18 protein-coding genes and 2 tRNA genes are annotated in these 18,058 nt (G+C 70.1%); 18 read left to right on the plus strand and 2 right to left on the minus strand.

The features are described 5' to 3' along the window. Positions 1–19 precede the first annotated feature (19 nt). Both EUA06_RS22255 and EUA06_RS00335 read left to right on the plus strand, forming a co-directional pair. On the plus strand, positions 20–412 hold the full coding sequence (locus EUA06_RS22255) for a hypothetical protein (protein WP_165354202.1): 393 nt from the start codon (positions 20–22) through the stop codon (positions 410–412). Continuing rightward, positions 399–779 (plus strand): DUF5130 family protein, encoded by a 381-nt coding sequence (locus tag EUA06_RS00335; protein ID WP_165354203.1) that lies wholly within the window; start codon positions 399–401, stop codon positions 777–779. The genes EUA06_RS22255 and EUA06_RS00335 overlap by 14 nt, the downstream gene beginning before the upstream one ends. Positions 780–803: 24 nt before the next feature. Here the strand turns inward: EUA06_RS00335 and pepN are convergent, their stop codons facing one another. Beyond that, positions 804–3,356, minus strand: coding sequence for an aminopeptidase N (gene pepN, locus EUA06_RS00340; protein ID WP_129473032.1), 2,553 nt, complete (start codon positions 3,354–3,356; stop codon positions 804–806). Between the two features lie 58 nt (positions 3,357–3,414). Between pepN and EUA06_RS00345 the strand changes: the two genes are divergently transcribed. The 11 genes from EUA06_RS00345 (at position 3,415) to tig (ending at position 12,473) form a co-directional block, all read left to right on the plus strand. Next, complete coding sequence (locus tag EUA06_RS00345) at positions 3,415–4,014, plus strand: mycothiol-dependent nitroreductase Rv2466c family protein (protein ID WP_129473033.1); 600 nt, start codon at positions 3,415–3,417, stop codon at positions 4,012–4,014. Positions 4,015–4,080: 66 nt separating this feature from the next. Next, positions 4,081–5,886: a methionine--tRNA ligase gene (gene metG / locus EUA06_RS00350; RefSeq protein ID WP_129473034.1), complete on the plus strand. Its 1,806-nt coding sequence runs from the start codon at positions 4,081–4,083 to the stop codon at positions 5,884–5,886. A gap of 9 nt (positions 5,887–5,895) precedes the next feature. Next, complete coding sequence (locus tag EUA06_RS00355) at positions 5,896–6,477, plus strand: LURP-one-related family protein (RefSeq protein WP_242497889.1); 582 nt, start codon at positions 5,896–5,898, stop codon at positions 6,475–6,477. A gap of 11 nt (positions 6,478–6,488) precedes the next feature. Next, a complete protein-coding gene (locus tag EUA06_RS00360; protein WP_129473035.1) occupies positions 6,489–7,373 on the plus strand; it encodes an alpha/beta hydrolase in 885 nt (294 codons plus the stop codon). A 5-nt stretch (positions 7,374–7,378) separates the two neighbouring features. Beyond that, a complete protein-coding gene (locus EUA06_RS00365) occupies positions 7,379–8,182 on the plus strand; it encodes a DUF3626 domain-containing protein (protein WP_207208147.1) in 804 nt (267 codons plus the stop codon). A 33-nt stretch (positions 8,183–8,215) separates the two neighbouring features. Continuing rightward, positions 8,216–8,749 (plus strand): ribose-5-phosphate isomerase, encoded by a 534-nt coding sequence (locus EUA06_RS00370; RefSeq protein WP_129473036.1) that lies wholly within the window; start codon positions 8,216–8,218, stop codon positions 8,747–8,749. Continuing rightward, positions 8,742–9,641 (plus strand): Fpg/Nei family DNA glycosylase, encoded by a 900-nt coding sequence (locus EUA06_RS00375; protein WP_129473037.1) that lies wholly within the window; start codon positions 8,742–8,744, stop codon positions 9,639–9,641. Before EUA06_RS00370 ends, EUA06_RS00375 begins: the two co-directional genes overlap by 8 nt. Further along, the gene (locus EUA06_RS00380; protein ID WP_129473038.1) at positions 9,638–10,720 is read left to right on the plus strand and encodes a PP2C family protein-serine/threonine phosphatase; all 1,083 of its coding nucleotides are present in this window, start codon (positions 9,638–9,640) and stop codon (positions 10,718–10,720) included. Before EUA06_RS00375 ends, EUA06_RS00380 begins: the two co-directional genes overlap by 4 nt. A gap of 54 nt (positions 10,721–10,774) precedes the next feature. Then, positions 10,775–10,848, plus strand: a tRNA-Gly gene (locus tag EUA06_RS00385). A 46-nt stretch (positions 10,849–10,894) separates the two neighbouring features. Beyond that, positions 10,895–10,967, plus strand: a tRNA-Pro gene (locus EUA06_RS00390). A gap of 105 nt (positions 10,968–11,072) precedes the next feature. Next, entirely contained in the window at positions 11,073–12,473 is a 1,401-nt protein-coding gene (gene tig, locus EUA06_RS00395; protein WP_129473039.1) for a trigger factor, read from the plus strand. Positions 12,474–12,540: 67 nt separating this feature from the next. Here tig and EUA06_RS00400 read toward each other — a convergent pair whose 3' ends face one another. Next, on the minus strand, positions 12,541–13,749 hold the full coding sequence (locus tag EUA06_RS00400; protein WP_129473040.1) for a phosphotransferase: 1,209 nt from the start codon (positions 13,747–13,749) through the stop codon (positions 12,541–12,543). Positions 13,750–13,773: 24 nt separating this feature from the next. On the opposite strand from EUA06_RS00400, the gene EUA06_RS00405 reads away from it, so the two are divergent. From EUA06_RS00405 to EUA06_RS00425, 5 genes are all read left to right on the plus strand, one after another. Further along, complete coding sequence (locus EUA06_RS00405; protein WP_129473041.1) at positions 13,774–14,202, plus strand: MarR family winged helix-turn-helix transcriptional regulator; 429 nt, start codon at positions 13,774–13,776, stop codon at positions 14,200–14,202. Between the two features lie 136 nt (positions 14,203–14,338). Continuing rightward, the gene (locus tag EUA06_RS00410) at positions 14,339–14,959 is read left to right on the plus strand and encodes an ATP-dependent Clp protease proteolytic subunit (RefSeq protein WP_129473707.1); all 621 of its coding nucleotides are present in this window, start codon (positions 14,339–14,341) and stop codon (positions 14,957–14,959) included. 2 nt (positions 14,960–14,961) lie between these two features. Further along, positions 14,962–15,570 carry an ATP-dependent Clp protease proteolytic subunit gene (locus EUA06_RS00415; protein WP_129473042.1) on the plus strand — a complete coding sequence of 203 codons (609 nt, stop codon included), beginning with the start codon at positions 14,962–14,964 and terminating at the stop codon, positions 15,568–15,570. Positions 15,571–15,718: 148 nt separating this feature from the next. Beyond that, the gene (gene clpX, locus EUA06_RS00420; protein WP_129473043.1) at positions 15,719–16,999 is read left to right on the plus strand and encodes an ATP-dependent Clp protease ATP-binding subunit ClpX; all 1,281 of its coding nucleotides are present in this window, start codon (positions 15,719–15,721) and stop codon (positions 16,997–16,999) included. A gap of 191 nt (positions 17,000–17,190) precedes the next feature. Further along, positions 17,191–17,883, plus strand: coding sequence for a hypothetical protein (locus tag EUA06_RS00425; protein WP_129473044.1), 693 nt, complete (start codon positions 17,191–17,193; stop codon positions 17,881–17,883). The last annotated feature ends 175 nt before the right edge of the window (positions 17,884–18,058 follow it).

The following is an 18,058-nucleotide window of genomic DNA, read 5'->3' on the forward strand; positions in this document are numbered from 1 at the left end:
TGGCGATAGCCTGTTTGTCGTGACCACGCGCCTCAGCCCTCCACGCTCGGCCCGTCGAGGTGTCCGCTCCCTCGTCCTGACCAGTGCTCCGGTGCTGGCCCTGCTCACGGCTCCGGCCCACGCCGACGTGCCCGAGGGATGGGGTGACCAGACCGAGCACAACAGCCTCGACGCGTTGCACGCGCTCGGGCTCTACCTCGGCGCCCCGCTGCTGCTGTTCGTGCTCATCGCGCTCGCGACCTACCTCCCGGCGATGACGCGCGGTGAGAAGCTGCTCCCCGACCACGCCGGTCGCGGCGACCGCGGCGTCCCCGAGGGCCAGTGGATCGGCGGACCCCGCCAGGGCGTCGCCGAGCTGCCGGCAGCCGACGGCGACGACTCGCGAGCAGGTGGCGCAAGTGGCAGCTGGTGAGCTGACCGGGGCCGACCGCCTCGCGCTCGACCGCACCATCCGACTCGCCGAGCAGTCGTGCCGCTTCGAGTTCTCGGTCTACGTCGGACCCGCCGAGGCCGACGACACCCGCGCGTGGGCGACCCGGCTGCACAACCGGCTCGTGGTGCCGTCGCGGAGCGTGCTGATCTTCGTCGACACCGCCCGCCGCGCGATCGAGGTCGTCACGGGTGGCGACGTACGCCGTCACCTGAGCGACGCCGAGGTCGAGCTGGCCGTGATCGCGATGTCGTCCGAGCTCTCCTCCGGCGGCCTGCTCAGCGGACTGCAGCGGGGGATCTCGATGCTCGCCGAGCACGCACGCCCGCAGAACACGCTGCACGCCTGACCTGAGGCGTGCAGCGCGCTCGCGTCAGCGGGCGTCGTACGCCTGGGCCTCCAGCGCACGCGCGATGTCGGCACGTGCCTCGCCGAGGTAGCGCTGGGCCTGCTTCGGCGCGCTGTTCGCGGCGAGCCACTCGTCGAGGCGAGCGAGCGTGGCAGCGGAGCCGAGCGGCTTGGGGAAGGCGTACTCGAGGATCGTCGAGGCCTTGTGGAAGCCAAGCACGTCGACCAGGGTCTCGGCAGCGGTGAGGAACTTCTCGAGGTAGGGCTCGAGCACGTCCTCCTGGCCGAACCGGAAGATCGAGAACGCGACCTCACGGGCGGTCTCGTTGGGCGTCGACGGGTCGACGATCGCCGCCCAGGCGGCCTCCTTGGCCTCCGGCGTCGGCTGCGCCGCGCGGGCTGCGGCGGCCAGCTCCTGGCCGGAGATGGTCTTGTCGACCTCGAGCTCGGCGTCGATCTCGGCGTCGCCGAAGCGACCCGACTTCGCGAGCGCGGTGATCAGCGTCCAGCGCATGTCCTCGTCGATGGCGAGGCCCTCCACCGTGAACGACCCGTCGAGCAGGTGGAGCAGGTCGTCGAGCGCGGCGTCGTGGTGGGCGGCACCGGCGTAGGACCGGGCGAAGGTCAGCTGGTGGTCGCTGCCCGGCTCCGCAGCGAGCAGCAGCTCGCGCAGTCCCGACTCCCACTTCGTGCGGAGGTCGGCGCGGTGGGCCGGGTCGGAGTAGAAGTTCACGGCGAGCGCGGTCGACGACGGGATCCGGGTCACTGCCCACGCGTCGGTCTCCCGGCCGATGTTGGCGAGCACCAGGTCGGTCCAGTCGCGGGTGCGCATCTCGGCGTCGCGGGTCATGTCCCACGCGGCACCCCACACGAGCGCGCGCGGGAGCGAGTCCTCGAACGTGGAGAGCGAGGAGATCGCCGTGGCCATCGAACGCTCGTCGAGGCGGATCTTGGCGTAGGCGTGGTCCTCGTCGTTGAGGAGCAGCAGTGCCGGCTGCTTCACGCCGACGAGCTCGCTGACGTCGGTGCTGGCACCCTCGACGTCGACCTCGAGGTAGTCGCGGCGGACGAGGGCCCCGTCAACGTCGTCGTAGAGGCCGATGCCGAGGCGGTGCCGGCGGAGCGTGGGCCAGTCCTCGTGGGCGGTCTGGGTGACGGAGAACGAGCGGTAGGCGCCGTCGTCGTCCAGCTCGAACGAGGGGGCGAGCGTGTTGACGCCGGCGGTCTGGAGCCACTCCTGCGCCCAGCCGTCGAGCTCGCGGCCCGAGGCCTTCTCGAGGGTGGCGAGCAGGTCCTTGAACTCCGGGTTGCCGAACTCCCACTCCTTGAAGTAGGCGCGCAGGCCCTCGAGGAACGGCTCGATGCCCACCCAGGCGACGAGCTGCTTGAGCACCGAGGCGCCCTTGGCGTAGGTGATCATGTCGAAGTTGACCTCGACCGCGTGGAGGTCGACGTTGTCGGCCGCGATCGGGTGCGTGGACGGCAGCTGGTCGGCGCGGTAGCCGGTCTGCTTGCGGGCATTGGCGAAGCCGGTCCACGCGTCGGTGAACTCGGTCGCGTTGGCCTCGCACCAGTAGCAGGCCCACTCGGCGAACGACTCGTTGAGCCAGAGGTCGTCCCACCACTTCATCGTCACGAGGTCGCCGAACCACATGTGCGCCATCTCGTGGGTGATCACCGAGGCGCGGAACTCGAAGAACGAGCGCGGCTGGCGGCTGCGGGGGAGGTACTCGTCGCGCAGCGTGACGCAGCCGGCGTTCTCCATGGCGCCCGCGTTGTACTCCGGGACGTAGAGCTGGTCGTACTTCCCGAAGGGGTAGGGGTAGTCGAACTGCTCCTCGAACCACGCGAAGCTCTGCTTGGTGAGCTCGACCAGCACCGACGTGTCCAGGTGCTCCTTGAGCGACTGCCGGCAGTAGTGCCCGAGCGGGATCGTGCCGAACTTGCCCTCGTAGGTGTCGAACTCGCCGTGGTACTCACCAGCGACGATCGCGGTGATGTAGGTCGACATCCGCTTCGTCGTCGGGAAGTGCCACACCGACGCACCGTCCGACCCCTCGACCGGCTCCGGCGTCGCCGCGTTGGACACGACGACCCAGTGCGACGGGGCGGTGACGTTGAAGGTGAAGACCGCCTTGAGGTCCGGCTGCTCGAAGGTGGTGAAGACGCGTCGGGCGTCGGGCACCTCGAACTGGCTGTAGAGGTAGACCCGGTCGTCGGCCGGGTCGACGAAGCGGTGGAGGCCCTCGCCCGTGTTGGAGTAGGCGCAGTCGGCGGTGACGACGAGCGTATTGGTCGCCTCGAGGTCGTCCAGCGCGATGCGGTGGTCGACGTACGCCGTCGCGGGGTCGAGGGCGCGCCCGTTGAGGGTGATCTCACGGACCGTCGGCGCGACCAGGTCGGCGAAGGTGCTCGACCCGGGCTCGCGGCAGGTGAACTCGAGCGTGGTGACGGAGCCGAAGGTGCCCTGGTCGGGCTGGGTGGCGCTCATCAGGTCCAGGTCGACGGTGTACGACGTGACGTCCAGGAGGGAGGCGCGGGTGGCGGCCTCGTCCCGCGTGAGGTTGGTTCCAGGCATGGGCGCATCCTGCCACCGACCTCGGAATACTCCACGGCCGCACAGCCTTGGGAACGGTATGGCTACTGCTGACTTCTGGTTCGACCCGCTCTGCCCGTTCGCCTGGATCACCTCGCGGTGGATCAAGGAGGTCGAGCAGGTCCGTGAGATCGACGTGCAGTGGCACGTGATGTCGCTGGCGTACCTCAACAAGGACAAGGACATCCCCGACGGTTACCGCGAGATGCTCGCCGGCACGGAGAAGCCCGTCCGGGTGGCGATCAAGATCGCCCAGGACCACGACAACGCCACGCTCGGCTTGTGGTACACCGCGATCGGCACCCGTCGGCACAACAACGAGGAGGAGCTGACCCGCGAGACGGTCGCCGCCTCGCTGGCCGACGTCGGCCTCCCGGCGGACCTCATCGAGGCCTGGGACGACGCGTCGCTCGACGACGCAGTCGCGAAGAGCCACCACGAGGGAATGGACGCCGTCGGCGACGACGTCGGGACGCCGACCATCCACATCAACGGCTCGGCCTTCTTCGGCCCCGTGATGTCGAAGATCCCGCGCGGCGAGGAGGCCGGCGAGGTCTGGGACGGCGCGGTCGCGCTCGCGAAGTTCCCGTACTTCTACGAGCTCAAGCGCTCGCGCACGGGTGACCTCGACTTCTCCTGATCGCCTGCGCCCCGACCGGCGCGACCCGCGGAAATCGGGTCGCGCCCGGTCACTAGGCTCATCCCCATGACTCGTGTCCTGTCAGCCGTCGCCTGGCCGTACGCCAACGGCCCGCGCCACATCGGCCACGTGGCCGGTTTCGGCGTGCCCTCCGACGTGTTCAGTCGCTACATGCGGATGGCCGGCCACGACGTGCTGATGGTCTCGGGCACCGACGAGCACGGCACGCCGATCCTCGTCACCGCCGACCAGCAGGGCGTGAGCGCGAAGGACCTCGCCGACAAGAACAACGCGGTCATCGTCAACGATCTCGCCGACCTCGGCCTGTCCTACGACCTCTTCACCCGCACCACGACCGGCAACCACTACGGCGTCGTGCAGGAGATGTTCCGCACCGTGCTGGCCAACGGCTACATGGTCGAGCAGACCATGCAGGCGGCCATCAGCCCGTCGACGGGCCGCACGCTGCCCGACCGCTACATCGAGGGCACGTGCCCGATCTGCGGCTTCAAGGACGCCCGCGGCGACCAGTGCGACAACTGCGGCAACCAGCTCGACGCCACCGACCTGATCGACCCGCGGTCGAAGATCAACGGCGAGACGCCGCAGTTCGTCGACACCCAGCACTTCCTCCTCGACCTGCCCGCCCTCGCCGACGCGCTGGGGGAGTGGCTCGACGAGCGGGAGTCGAGCGGCACGTGGCGACCCAACGTCATCAAGTTCAGCCAGAACATCCTCAAGGAGATCCGGCCCCGCGCGATGACGCGCGACATCGACTGGGGCATCCCGGTGCCGGGCTGGGAGGACCAGCCGACCAAGCGGCTCTACGTCTGGTTCGACGCGGTCATCGGCTACCTGTCCGCCTCCATCGAGTGGGCCCGCCGGTCAGGCGACGCGGATGCGTGGCGCGCCTGGTGGAACGACCCCGACGCCCTGTCCTACTACTTCATGGGCAAGGACAACATCGTCTTCCACTCCCAGATCTGGCCGGCCGAGCTGCTGGCCTACAACGGCCAGGGATCGCGCGGCGGGCAGCCGGGGTCGTACGGCCTGCTCAACCTGCCGACCGAGGTCGTCTCCTCCGAGTACCTCACGATGGGCGACCAGCAGTTCTCCACCTCGCGCGGCCACGTGCTCTACGTCGGCGACTTCCTCGCCCGCTACGGCCCCGACCCGCTGCGCTACTTCATCTGCGCCGCCGGCCCGGAGACCTCCGACGCCGCCTTCACGTGGGCCGACTTCGTCACCCGCAACAACTCCGAGCTCGTCGCGGGCTGGGGCAACCTGGTCAACCGGACCGCCACGATGGTCGCGAAGAGCTTCGGCGAGATCCCTCCGCTCGGCGAGCTCGAGCCGGTCGACGAGGCCGTCCTCGCCGCCGTACGCGGTGGGTTCGAGAGCGTCGGCAACCTGCTCGGCCACCACCGCCTGCGCGCCGCGACCGCCGAGGCGATGCGCATCGTCGGAGAGGTGAACAAGTACCTCACCGTCACCGAGCCCTACAAGATGAAGGACGAGTCGCAGCGCGACCGCCTCGCGACCGTGCTCCACGTCGCGGTCCAGTGCGTGAGCGACTGCAACTCGCTGCTCTCGCCCTTCCTGCCGCATGCCGCCAACAAGGTGCACCGGGTGCTTGGCGGCGAGGGTGACTTCGTCCCGATGCCGCGCATCGAGCAGGTCGACGAGCTCGACCCCGACAACGGCGCCGGGCTGACGTCGTACCCCGTCATCACCGGCGACTACTCCGGCACCCCGCGCTGGGAGTGGACGCCGGTCACGGTGGGCGCGACGGTCGAGAAGCCGACGCCCGTCTTCACCAAGCTCGACCCGTCGGTGGTCGACGAGGAGCTGGCGCGCGTCTCGGCTGACTAGGCTCTTCGCATGCCTGCCGAGAATGCTGCCGAGATGCACCTGCCGCACTTCGTGGTGAAGCAGAAGCTCACCATGATGGTCAACCGCTACGAGGTGTCGGAGTCCGACGCGTCGGGCAACCCGACCCGCCTGATGGCACTGGCCGAGCAGAAGCGGATGGCGTTCAAGGAGCAGGTGACCTTCTACGCCGACGCGGGGAAGTCGCGACCGGTCTTCGGCTTCAAGGCCCGCAAGAAGATCGACCTCAACGCCGGCTACGACATCACCGACGAGGGCGGCGCCCAGATCGGCTTCTTCCGCAAGGACTTCGGCGCCTCGCTGCTGCGCTCGACCTTCCACATCGAGGGGCCGGGCTACTCGGGCACCGGCCGGGAGCGCAACCAGGTCGTGGGCCTGCTGCGTCGCTTGACCGAGCTCGACTTCATCCCGATCCACTTCGACTTCGTCGACGCAGAGGGCAACGCGCTCTTCTCGGTCGAACGGAAGATGTCGTTCGGCGACCGCTACCGGGTCTCCGTGCCCGACGAGCGGGTCGACTTCCGGGTCGCGGCGGCCGTCGCGGTCGGCCTCGACGCGCTGATGTCGCGCTGAGACGCGCCGCGATGTACCCCGAGGTCCGCGCGGCCGTGGAGGCCGACACCAGCCCGGACCTGACGGCGCCCGGTTTCGACGTGGCGGCGCACCGCGAGGTCGTACGTGTGGCCAACCTGCAGCTGCCCCGCGAGGACGTCGCCTCGGTGGCCGACGTCGACGCCGACGGTGTGGCGTGCCGCCTGTTCACGCCGGCGGACGCGCTCCCGGGCGTGGTCGTGCATGCACACGGCGGCGGCTTCGTCCTCAACGACGTCGACGTCCACGACGGCATCTGCCGCCGGATGGCCAACCGCGGTCGACGCGCGGTGCTGAGCGTCGAGTACCGCCGCCCCCCGGAGGCCACGTTCCCGGCCGCGCCCGACGACCTCGACACGGTCGTCGGCTGGCTCCGCCGCGAGGGGGCGGGATCCGACCTCGCCGGGCCGTACGCCGCCCACGGCGACTCCGCCGGCGCGAACCTCGCCCTCGTCGCGGCACTGCGCAACCCCGGGTTCTTCTCCGTGGTCGCGCTCATCTACCCGTTCCTCGATCCCCGCTGCGCCTTTCCCTCGTGGGACGAGGCGCGGGACACGGGCTTCGACCCGGCCGAGGCCCACTGGTACTGGGCGCAGTACGCCCGCACCGAGGCCGACTTCGACGACCCCGACCTCGCGCCGCTCCTCTCCGACCGGCTGGACACCCTCCCGCCGACCTTCGTGGCGAGCGCGGAGGCCGACCCGCTGCGCGACGAGGGGGAGGAGCTCGCCCGGCTGCTCGCCGAGGCCGGCGTGGAGACCGTCGGCATCCGCTGCCTCGGGCAGACCCACGGCTTCTGGCGGCATGCCCACTTCGCCGCGTCCGAGCCGCTGGTCCGCACGGTGGCGGGGTGGATCGACCAGCACCTCGGCGGCTGACCCGCGTGGCTCGCACGGTCGTGCTGCACTTCCATCCCGGCTGGGCACACAGCGGGGGGACGGTGCTCGACGCGATCGCCGCCGACGGTCGCTACCGCAGCCAGTGGCTGACCGGGACGTCCAACGGTGGTCTGACCGCGCACCCCGGCGGACAACGATGGCTGTGGGAGAGCAGGCTCTTCGAGGGCAGGTACGACGACGGTGACCCCGCCGCGAGGCCGGTGTACGGCGCGTGGAACCGCCGCGACGACCCCTACGGCGCGGCACCGCGATTCGGATCGGCGTACTTCCGGCTGCGCCCCGAGGTGCTCGAGCGGGCGACGTTCTGCTGGCCCGACAGCGTCTACGCCCCTCAGGCCGTCGGTGGCCCGGAGCGGCTTGCAGAGCTGTGCCGGCTCGCAGACGCCGGGCTGCTCGACGCGGCACTGCTGCCCGCGGCCGCAGCCGACCTGCCGCTCGACGACCCGTTGAATGACTACGTCGAGGCCCACGTCCACGGGGGAGTCGCGCTGGCCGATGACGTCGAGGCGGTTGTCGTCGACCCCAGTGACCTCGCCGCGTCCGGTGGCCTGCTCGACGGGCTGGGGGTGGCGGTCGAGACCCACCCCGGCTACCGGATCAACGCCGACGACATCGACGAGGCCTACCGCGGCATCGTCCCGATCGCCCTCGCCCGCGAGCTCGGCCGGGAGGTCACGCCCGCACTGCTCGGCGCCGCCCAGCGCTCCGGACACCACGACCCACAGGCCGTGAAGTGGCTCTGGCACTGCATGGCCCGGTTCGGACGCACCTGGGAGGCGACCGGCTGAACCGGTGTCGCACGATTCTGGAACACTTCCGCCATGCGCGTTCACCTGGGCTCCGACCACGCCGGACTCGAGCTGAAGGACCACCTCCTCCACTGGCTGGTCGACCACGGCTACGAACCCGTCGACCATGGCCCGTTCGTCTACGACGCCGCCGACGACTACCCCGTCTTCTGCCTGCGCGCGGGCGAGGCGGTCGCCGCTGAGCGGGCCGAGGGCCTCGACTCGCTCGGTGTCGTCATCGGCGGCTCGGGCAACGGTGAGCAGATCGCGGCCAACAAGGTGACCGGTATCCGCTGCGCCCTCGCGTGGTCGGAGGAGACGGCTGCCCTCGGCCGCGAGCACAACGACGCCAACGTCGTGTCGGTCGGCGGCCGGATGCACTCGGTCGAGGACATGACCCGCTTCATCGAGGTCTTCCTCACCACGCCGTTCTCCGGCGACGAGCGGCACGTCCGACGGATCGGCCAGCTGTCCGTCTACGACGAGACCCGCGAGCTGCCCCCGCTGCCGGAGTCCGCCCTGCGCGGTCCCGACACCCCGGCCACACCCGACGACCCGGATGCCTGAGGGCCACACCCTCCGCCGGCTCGCCGACGACCTCACGGCCGCCTTCGCCGGGCGGGTCGTCCGCGTCTCGTCGCCGCAGGGTCGGTTCGAGGCCGAGGCCACCCAGCTCGACGGCGCGACCGTCGTCGGCGCCGACTCGGCGGGCAAGCACCTCTTCGTCGACCTCGACCACGAGCGCTTCGTCCACGTGCACCTCGGCCTGATCGGCACCTTCGACGTGCACACCGACGTCGACGACGTGCCCGCACCGGTGGGCGCCGTGCGCCTCCGGCTGGTGACCGGCGCGGACGCCGACCCGCGCGGGACGGCGTACGCCGACCTCCGGGGCGCCATCCTGTGCGACCTGGTGGGTCCCGCCCGGCGCGCTGAGATCCTCGGACGGCTCGGTCCCGACCCGCTGCGTAACGACGCCGACCCGGGCCAGGCGTGGCGACGCATCTCTCGCAGCCCGCGCGCGATCGGCGACCTCCTGATGGACCAGAAGGTGCTGGCCGGCGTCGGCAACGTCTACCGCGCCGAGGTGCTCTTCCGGCACCGCATCCACCCGCTGCGCCCCGGCGACACGCTCCGGATCGGGCAGTGGCGCGCGATCTGGGCCGACCTGGTCGAGCTCATGGCCGAGGGCGTGCGCACCAACCGCATCGACACGGTGCGACCCGAGCACCTGCCGGAAGCCATGGGCCGGGCACCCCGTCAGGACGACCACGGGGGCGAGGTCTACGTCTACCGGCGCACCTCGATGCCGTGCCACGTCTGCGGCTCGACGGTCCGGACCGGTCAGCTCGTCGGACGCAACATCTTCTGGTGTCCGAGATGTCAGCCCACCTTCCGCTCCCGAGCCGTACAGTCTGCGTCCAAGCACGCCGGCGCATCGGGAGGAGCGCAGACATGAGCCCTGCCCGCGACCGCGCCCCCCGCAGCGCGGGCCAGCGGCTCGAGGGAGCGCTCAACCAGGTCCTTCCGCGCGGCTCACGGCTGGTGGTGGCGCTCGTCGTGGCAACGGTCGCCATCGGAGTGACGATCTGGCTGCTCCCGAGCTACACACCGCTCACGACCCTGTTGGTGCCGCTGGTCGTGTCGAGCCTGATGCTCGGGCCGCGCCAGCTGCCCTGGTTCGTCCTGTTCGTGCTGCTCGTGCTCGCCATCGTGGTGGTGGTCCAGGACATCAATGTCCGGGTCGTGCTCACGGTGATCATCATCTTCGGCCTCGGGCTGCTCGTCCTGTTGTCGTCCCTGCGCCGCTCGCGCCTCGGCGTCGCAGGCATCCAGGGCGAGCAGATGTTCGTCGACCTCCGCGACCGGATCCTGCGCCAGGGCGGCATCCCCGCGCTTCCCGACGAGTGGTACGCCGCTGCCGAGCTCCGCTCCGCCGGTGGCACGCCCTTCGCCGGTGACTTCGTGGTGACCTCACGCGTCGGCAACCGCCTCGACGTCGCCGTCGTCGACGTGTCCGGCAAGGGTCAGGCGGCCGGCACCCGTGCGCTGCTGCTGTCGGGTGCCATCGGCGGCCTGCTCAGCGCCCTGCCGCCGCGCGACTTCCTCGCCGGCGCCAACACGTTCCTGCTCCAGCAGGACTGGGACGAGGGGTTCGCGACGGCGATCCACCTGTCCCTCGACCTCGACACCGGGCGCTACGACCTGCGCAGCGCCGGTCACCCACCGGCCGCCCTGCGCCACGCGGGCTCGGGTCGGTGGGAGGTGATCGAGACGGAGGGGCCGATCCTCGGCCTGATGGACGGGGTCGACTTCGCCGCCACCTCGGGGGAGATGCGCCACGGTGACGCGCTGCTGCTCTACACCGACGGCATGGTCGAGACCCGCACGCGTGACATCGCCTCGGGCATCGACAAGATGCTCGGACAGGCCGAGCGGCTGTTGCGCGGGCAGTTCGAGGGTGGGGCGGAGCGCCTGATCGAGTCGCTCGGCTCGCGCAGCGACGACCGTGCGCTGCTGCTGGTCCACCGCCGCTGAGGCACCCTGACCGATGGGGGACCACAGGCGCACCTGTGGCACCATGACTCCCGCGCGGATGTAGCTCAATGGTAGAGCCCCAGTCTTCCAAACTGGCTACGCGGGTTCGATTCCCGTCATCCGCTCCAAGCAGGCCGTCGGGCCGCCGTCCTGGCGGCCCGGAGGCCGGTTTGGCGGGGCGTAGCGTAGTGGCTAGCGCGCCTGCTTTGGGAGCAGGAGACCGCAGGTTCGAGTCCTGTCGCCCCGACTGATTCGGCCCCTGCGTGCACGCTCGATAGACTCTCGTGGTTCGCGGTCGCGCCTTCCCCCATGCGCGCGCGCCCATCCCCATGACCAGCACCAGGAGACATTTGTGAAGAGCGCCGTCGAGACCTTGAGCCCGACCCGGGCCAAGCTGACCGTCGAGGTGCCCTTCGAGGAGCTCAAGCCGAGCCTCGACGCGGCGTACCAGAAGATCGCGAAGCAGATCAACGTCCCCGGCTTCCGTCGGGGCAAGGTCCCGCCGGCGGTCATCGACCGCCAGGTCGGCCGCGGCCCCGTGCTCGACGAGGCGATCAACGCCGTCGTCCCGCAGCAGTACATGGCCGCCCTGCAGGAGCACGACCTCGAGCCGCTGGCCCAGCCGGAGATCGAGGTGACGAAGTTCGAGGACAACGAGTCGCTCGAGTTCACCGCCGAGGTCGACATCAAGCCCGACTTCGAGCTGCCGTCCTACGAGGGCCTCGAGGCCACGGTCGAGGACATCGAGATCTCCGACTCCGACGTCGACGAGCAGGTCGAGGCGCTGCGTGAGCGCTTCGGCACCCTCGTCCCGGTCGAGCGTGCGGCCGCCGAGGGCGACTTCGTCACGATCGACCTCCTCGCGGCCGCGAACGGCGAGGCCGTCGAGGGCGGCGAGGTCACCGGCATGTCCTACAAGGTCGGCCGCGGCGGCATGATCGACGGTCTCGACGAGGCCCTGGTCGGCCTGTCGGCCGGCGACGACAAGACCTTCGACTCCGAGCTCGTCGGTGGTGACCTGGTCGGCGAGGCCGTGCAGGTCACCGTCAAGGTGACGGCCGTGCAGGAGCAGCAGCTGCCGGAGTACGACGACGAGTTCGCGCAGCTCGCCTCTGAGTTCGACACCTCCGAGGAGCTCACTGCCGACGTGCGCGAGCGCCTCGGCCGGGGCAAGCGCCTCGAGCAGGCCGCAGCGGCCCGCGACGCCGTCCTCGAGGCCCTCCTCGAGAAGGTCGAGATCCCGCTCCCCGAGGTGATGGTCACCGACGAGCTCAACGCCCGTCGCCAGAACGTCGAGCAGCAGCTCGGCTTCGCCGGCATCACCATGGAGAAGTACCTCGAGGACGAGGGCCAGACCCAGGAGGAGTTCGAGGCCGACGTCGAGCGCCGGGTCCGCGACGCCGTCGCCGCGCAGTTCATCCTCGACAAGATCGCGAAGAAGGAGGAGTTCGGCATCGACCAGGCCGAGCTCTCCGAGCACCTCGTGCGTCGTGCCCAGCAGTCCGGGCAGGACCCGCAGGAGTTCGCGAACCACATGTTCGAGCACAACCACATCCCCGAGCTCGTGCAGGAGATCATGCGCGGCAAGGCGCTGGCGCAGATCGTGGAGTCCGCGACCGTCAAGGACGCCTCGGGCAACGTGGTCGAGCTGAAGAACCTCCGTCCCGACGGCACGATCGGCGAGCCCGTCGAGGTGACCGACGAGGCCGCCGACGAGGCCACTGACGAGGCCAAGGCGGACGACGAGGCCTGAGCCTCCGCCCACTCGCACCACGACCGGCGTCCACCTCTGGTGGGCGCCGGTCGCTGCGTGCGGGGAGCTACGCGGGGTCGGTGCGTGCCAGGACGTCCAGGGCATAGCGCGCGATCCGGGAGCGCTGGAGCGACCAGTCGTGCATCGCGGCGAGCCGCTCGTCCGTGAGCTCGCCGGCGTCGTCCAGCTGCTGGGCCTCGGCCACCTGCTCGAGCGGCAGGCTCGGCAGGCCGTTGAACAGCATGAGGCTGACGGCGTGGCCGCGGCGCAGGACCGCGTCCGGCACCTCGGCACCCTCCGCGGCCAACCCGTCGGCGTACGCCGTCAGGCAGGCCTCGGCCAGCTCGGGCAGGTCAGCGGCGTCGCGCCGCCCGATCTGGATGTCGCCCACGAGGAGCTGGGACAGGTCGAAGCCGACGGGCTGCGGACGCCAGAAGCCGAAGTCGATGAGCGTGAAGCCGGTGCCCGACGGGTGGCGCAGCAGGTTGTTGGGGCACGCGTCGCCGTGGGACGCGCGGTGCGGCATCGCCGCGAACTCCTCCGCGAGTGCGTCGAGGTGGTTGGCCACGCCCGTCAGCGGGGCGCGCAGGTCACCGAAGCAGGGCGCGACGAGCTCGTGCTCCCAGGTGGCGTCGTCGAAGAGGCCGGGCAGCACCGTGTGCCCGATGCGGCCCACGACGAAGTACTGGATGTGCCATGGCTGCGGGTCGATCGCGGCCAGCTCGGCGACCCTCGCGCTGCCGCTCATCCGCCCCAGCAGGCCGGCGGCCTCGACGTACGTCCCCGTGTCCCAGGGCTCGGGGCTCGCCTCCACCACGTCCATCCAGATGGTGGCGGTGTCGTCGGCCCGCTCGTCGACGCGAACCGCGCGAGGCATCGAGAGCCCCTCGGGCAGGCGATCGGCCAGGTCGCTGGCATAGAGCAGCGGCTCGGACCGCCACGGCACGGAGGTCGCCGCCCACTCACCGATCTCCGGCGGCACGAAGGCGAACGCGGGGGAGTGGCGCCAGCTGTGCACGCGCTTCACGAACAGTGCGTACGCCCGCGGGCCGTCCCCGGCGTCGGCGTGACCGCGGACCCAGGTGCGGGCGCCGGTGAGGATCGAGGGCACGTGGTAGTCGACGACCTCGGCCTCGGAGTCCAGCAGCTCGACGCCCGGCACCTGCCACAGCGCGGCGACCAGGGCGGCCAGCTCGGTGTCCGGGACGTCGTCGGCGCCCAGCGCCCTCCGGTCGTGCGTGCCTCGGGAGGCACCAGGCGTGAAAGTTACTTTCATGACAAGAAAAGGTAAGTTGCTTTCATGACTGACGTCAAGGGCCGGCTGCCGGCCGTCGAGCCGCACCTCCCGATGCTGATGGGCATGGTCTTCGCCCGTCTTCGCGAGCGGCTCGCTGAGGACGCCCCGGAGCTGCGTCCCTCCCAGCTGCGGGTGCTGGAGTGGCTGCCGCCGGACGGGCTGACGATCAGCGAGCTGGCCGACAGCGTCGAGATGACGACCCAGGGGTGCGGACAGTTCGTGCGGCAGCTCGAGGGCCTCGGCATGGTCGAGGTGGCGGTCGCCGAGCACGACGCGCGCGCCCGCCGCGTACGCATCACCGCGCGCGGTCGTGACGCAGTGCGCCGCGCCACCCTGGTGCTGCACGCGTGCGATGAGGAGTGGGCCGAGCGCGTCGGGGCCGAGCGCTACCGCGTCTTCCGCGAGGTCCTGGCCGAGGTCGCCCTCGGCTGACGTTGCACCCGGTCCGGCCGCTGCGCACCCGAATCCGCTCTGGGCGAACAGGGCGGGTTGTCGCGTGGAAGTGTCCGACCTTCCGGCTAATGTCGCCAGCGTGAACCAGAACTCCAGCCCAGCCCTCTCGCCCGAGATGAACGGCGCCGGTGGGATGTATGGCCTCGACGACCACATCTACCAGCGCCTCCTCCGTGAGCGCATCGTCTTCCTCGGCTCGGAGGTGCGCGACCAGAACGCCAACGCGATCTGCGCCCAGCTCCTGCTGCTCTCCGCCGAGGACCCGGAGGCGGACATCTTCCTCCACATCAACAGCCCCGGCGGCTCGGTCGACGCCGGCATGGCGATCTACGACACGATGAACTACATCCCCAACGACGTCGCAACGGTCGGCATGGGCCTCGCGGCCTCGATGGGCCAGTTCCTGCTCTGCGCCGGCACGAAGGGCAAGCGCTACGCCCTCCCGCACGCGCGGATCATGATGCACCAGCCGTCCTCGGGGATGGGCGGCTCGGCCTCGGACATCAAGATCCAGGCCCAGCAGTCGCTCCACATCAAGAAGGTGCTGCTCGACCTGATCGCCGAGCACACCGGCCAGAGCGTCGACCAGGTCGTCGCCGATGCCGACCGTGACCGGTGGTTCACCGCCCCGCAGGCCGTCGAGTACGGCCTCGTCGACAAGGTCATCACCAGCGCCCGCGAGGCCGCCGACGAGGGTCGCCCGGCCCGCCAATCCAGTTCCACGCAGAAGGACTGAACATGAACTACTACATCCCCCAGTGGGAAGAGCGCACCTCCTACGGGTTCCGGCGCATCGACCCCTACGCCAAGCTCTTCGAGGACCGCATCATCTACCTCGGCACGCCCATCAGCGACGACGTGGCCAACGCGGTCATCGCCCAGCTGCTGTGCCTGGAGACGATGAACCCCGACAGCGACATCAGCATCTACATCAACAGCCCCGGCGGCTCGTTCACCGCGCTGACCGCGATCTACGACACGATGCGCTTCATCAAGCCCGCCGTGCAGACCGTGTGCCTGGGGCAGGCTGCCTCCGCCGCGGCGATCCTCCTGGCGAGCGGGGCGAAGGGCAAGCGGATGGCGCTGCCCAACAGCCGCATCCTGATCCACCAGCCCTACACCGAGGGGACGTTCGGCCAGACCTCCGACATCGAGATCCAGGCCAACGAGATCCTCCGCATGCGCGAGCTGCTCGAGCGGATGATCTCCGACTCCAGCGGCAAGGACCTCGACCAGGTGAGCGCCGACATCGAGCGCGACAAGATCCTCACCGCCGAGCAGGCCGTGGAGTACGGCCTCATCGACGCGGTGATCGAGTCCCGCAAGGGCGTTCCCGCGCTCGTCTGAGGCGCAGAAATCATGACCCGCGACATCTCGTGTCCGGCCCCCGCCCGGGGCCGGCACGGGGTACCGTCGTCGGGCCCCTTGCAAGACCGGACAGTGCAAGGTGTTGAACGCCGCGGCCCCCGCCCGGCGAGACTGGAGGACACGACTCGTGGCACGTATCGGTGACGGCGGCGACCTGCTGAAGTGCAACTTCTGTGGCAAGAGCCAGAAGCAGGTCAAGAAGCTCATCGCGGGTCCCAACGTCTACATCTGCGACGAGTGCATCGAGCTCTGCAACGAGATCATCGAGGAGGAGCTCGCCGAGGGTTCGGAGGTCAGCCTCGAGGAGCTGCCCAAGCCCAAGGAGATCTTCGAGTTCCTCAACTCCTACGTCATCGGCCAGGAGCACGCGAAGAAGTCCCTCGCCGTTGCGGTCTACAACCACTACAAGCGCGTCCAGTCGGGTCTCCAGCCGGTCAGCGGCAAGGCCAAGGAGGACGTGGTCGAGGTCGCCAAGTCCAACATCCTCGTCATCGGGCCCACCGGCTGCGGCAAGACCTATCTCGCCCAAACCCTCGCCCGGATGCTCAACGTGCCCTTCGCGATCGCCGACGCGACCGCCCTGACCGAGGCCGGCTACGTCGGCGAGGACGTCGAGAACATCCTCCTCAAGCTCATCCAGGCCGCCGACTACGACGTCAAGAAGGCCGAGACCGGCATCATCTACATCGACGAGATCGACAAGGTGGCCCGCAAGTCGGAGAACCCCTCGATCACGCGCGACGTCTCGGGCGAGGGCGTGCAGCAGGCGCTGCTCAAGATGCTGGAGGGCACGACCGCGTCGGTGCCCCCGCAGGGCGGACGCAAGCACCCGCACCAGGAGTTCATCCAGATCGACACCACCAACATCCTCTTCATCGTGGGTGGTGCCTTCGCCGGGCTCGAGCAGATCATCGAGCAGCGCGTCGGCAAGAAGTCGCTGGGGTTCATGGCCGACGTACGCGGCGCCGCCGAGCGCGAGGCCGACGACTACCTCGTCCAGGTCCGGCCCGAGGACCTCACCAAGTTCGGCCTGATCCCCGAGTTCATCGGCCGCCTCCCGCTCATCGCGAGCGTCTCCAAGCTCGACCGCGCGGCGCTCGTGCAGATCCTCACCGAGCCGCGCAACGCGCTTGTCAAGCAGTACCAGAAGCTCTTCGACCTCGACGGTGTGGAGCTCGAGTTCACCCCCGACGCCATCGACTCGATCGCCGACGCGGCGCTTGAGCGGGGCACCGGTGCCCGCGGGCTGCGCGCCATCATCGAGGAGGTCCTCCTCTACGTGATGTACGACGTGCCCTCGCGCGGCGACGTGGCGAAGGTGATCGTGACCCGCGAGACCGTCGAGGACGACGTCGCGCCGACGCTCGTCCTGCGCGAGTCCGAGGGCCGCAAGAAGAAGTCCGCCTGACGCTCGCCCGGTCCTTTCCCGGTCCTTTCCCGGTCCTTTCCCGGTCCAGCCCCCGGGCGTTCCCGGGGGCTGGGTAGTCCGATGTGACCAGACTGGTCTAGTCATTTCGGACTATTCCTGACCATCGACCGTGATCACGCGTCATGACCCGCCCAGACTGGCGTCTCGTCCATGTGTGGGAAGGGGACCCCGTGGGGGTTGATCCGAAGCGGCCGCTCGTCGGTTTCGCTCTCGTCGCCATGCTCTGTGCCGTCCTGATGCTCCTCTCGGTCGGCCGTGGCTGGAGCTTCGACTTCGTCCAGCCGGGCAAGCCGATCGCGTCGTCCGTGGGGGGTCACGTCGAGCGCATTCCTGCGCCCGCCCCTGACGCTGCCGAGCCGGTCGAGACGGGGTTCCCGGTCGTGCTGAGCACGCAGCCGCTCCCGGTGCCGACTCCGTCGCCCGCGACGACGGTGGCGAAGAAGGCGAAGACCGCCACGACCTCCCTCGAGACGGCCACCACCACCTCTGACCAGACCTTGGTCGCCGACGACACCGCCGACGACACCTCCGGCCGTACGACCGACCGCGCCGCTGGCAGGGCCGACCGCCAGGCCGACCGGGCCGCTGCCCGCGCCGAGCGCAAGGCTGCCCGCCACGAGGCCAGGGCGCAGCGCAAGGCCGACCGTGAGGCCGCGAGGACCGAGCGTCGCGCGGAGAAGACGGCCGCCAGGTCCGCCCGGGCCGCCGAGAAGGCCGCGGCTAAGGCCGCCCGCGACGCGCAGAAGGCCGCTGACAAGGCCGCCCGCGACACGGAGAAGGCTGCCGACAGGGCTGCCCGCGATGCAGAGAAGGCTGCCGCTCAGGCTGCCAAGGACGCACGGAAGGCCGGCCGCAAGGGCTGAGCCCTTCATCTCCTCGCCCAGCAGTGCGTGAGGAGGATTCTGCGCCCCCTGAGCACTCCTCACGCACCGCTCGGGCGCGGGTCGTACGGGGACACGCGCGCCAGCGGTGGCTGAGGCGGATCCAGCGCGTCCGAAATCCTCCCCACGCACCGCTCGGGCGCCGACCCGCCGGCCG

It is taken from the genome of Nocardioides glacieisoli (assembly GCF_004137245.1).
GTDB lineage: Bacteria > Actinomycetota > Actinomycetes > Propionibacteriales > Nocardioidaceae > Nocardioides > Nocardioides glacieisoli.

Excerpts from the sequence above, each read along its gene's own strand:
- EUA06_RS00410 (WP_129473707.1), top strand. The coding sequence starts at position 14,339 with ATGAACGGCGCCGGTGGGATGTATGGCCTCGACGACCACATCTACCAG.
- EUA06_RS00360 (WP_129473035.1), top strand. The coding sequence starts at position 6,489 with ATGTACCCCGAGGTCCGCGCGGCCGTGGAGGCCGACACCAGCCCGGAC.
- EUA06_RS00380 (WP_129473038.1), top strand. The coding sequence starts at position 9,638 with ATGAGCCCTGCCCGCGACCGCGCCCCCCGCAGCGCGGGCCAGCGGCTC.
- pepN (WP_129473032.1), bottom strand. The coding sequence starts at position 3,356 with ATGCCTGGAACCAACCTCACGCGGGACGAGGCCGCCACCCGCGCCTCC.
- EUA06_RS00375 (WP_129473037.1), top strand. The coding sequence starts at position 8,742 with ATGCCTGAGGGCCACACCCTCCGCCGGCTCGCCGACGACCTCACGGCC.
- EUA06_RS00415 (WP_129473042.1), top strand. The coding sequence starts at position 14,962 with ATGAACTACTACATCCCCCAGTGGGAAGAGCGCACCTCCTACGGGTTC.
- EUA06_RS00400 (WP_129473040.1), bottom strand. The coding sequence starts at position 13,749 with ATGAAAGTAACTTTCACGCCTGGTGCCTCCCGAGGCACGCACGACCGG.
- EUA06_RS00370 (WP_129473036.1), top strand. The coding sequence starts at position 8,216 with ATGCGCGTTCACCTGGGCTCCGACCACGCCGGACTCGAGCTGAAGGAC.
- EUA06_RS00345 (WP_129473033.1), top strand. The coding sequence starts at position 3,415 with ATGGCTACTGCTGACTTCTGGTTCGACCCGCTCTGCCCGTTCGCCTGG.
- EUA06_RS00405 (WP_129473041.1), top strand. The coding sequence starts at position 13,774 with ATGACTGACGTCAAGGGCCGGCTGCCGGCCGTCGAGCCGCACCTCCCG.
- metG (WP_129473034.1), top strand. The coding sequence starts at position 4,081 with ATGACTCGTGTCCTGTCAGCCGTCGCCTGGCCGTACGCCAACGGCCCG.
- EUA06_RS00355 (WP_242497889.1), top strand. The coding sequence starts at position 5,896 with ATGCCTGCCGAGAATGCTGCCGAGATGCACCTGCCGCACTTCGTGGTG.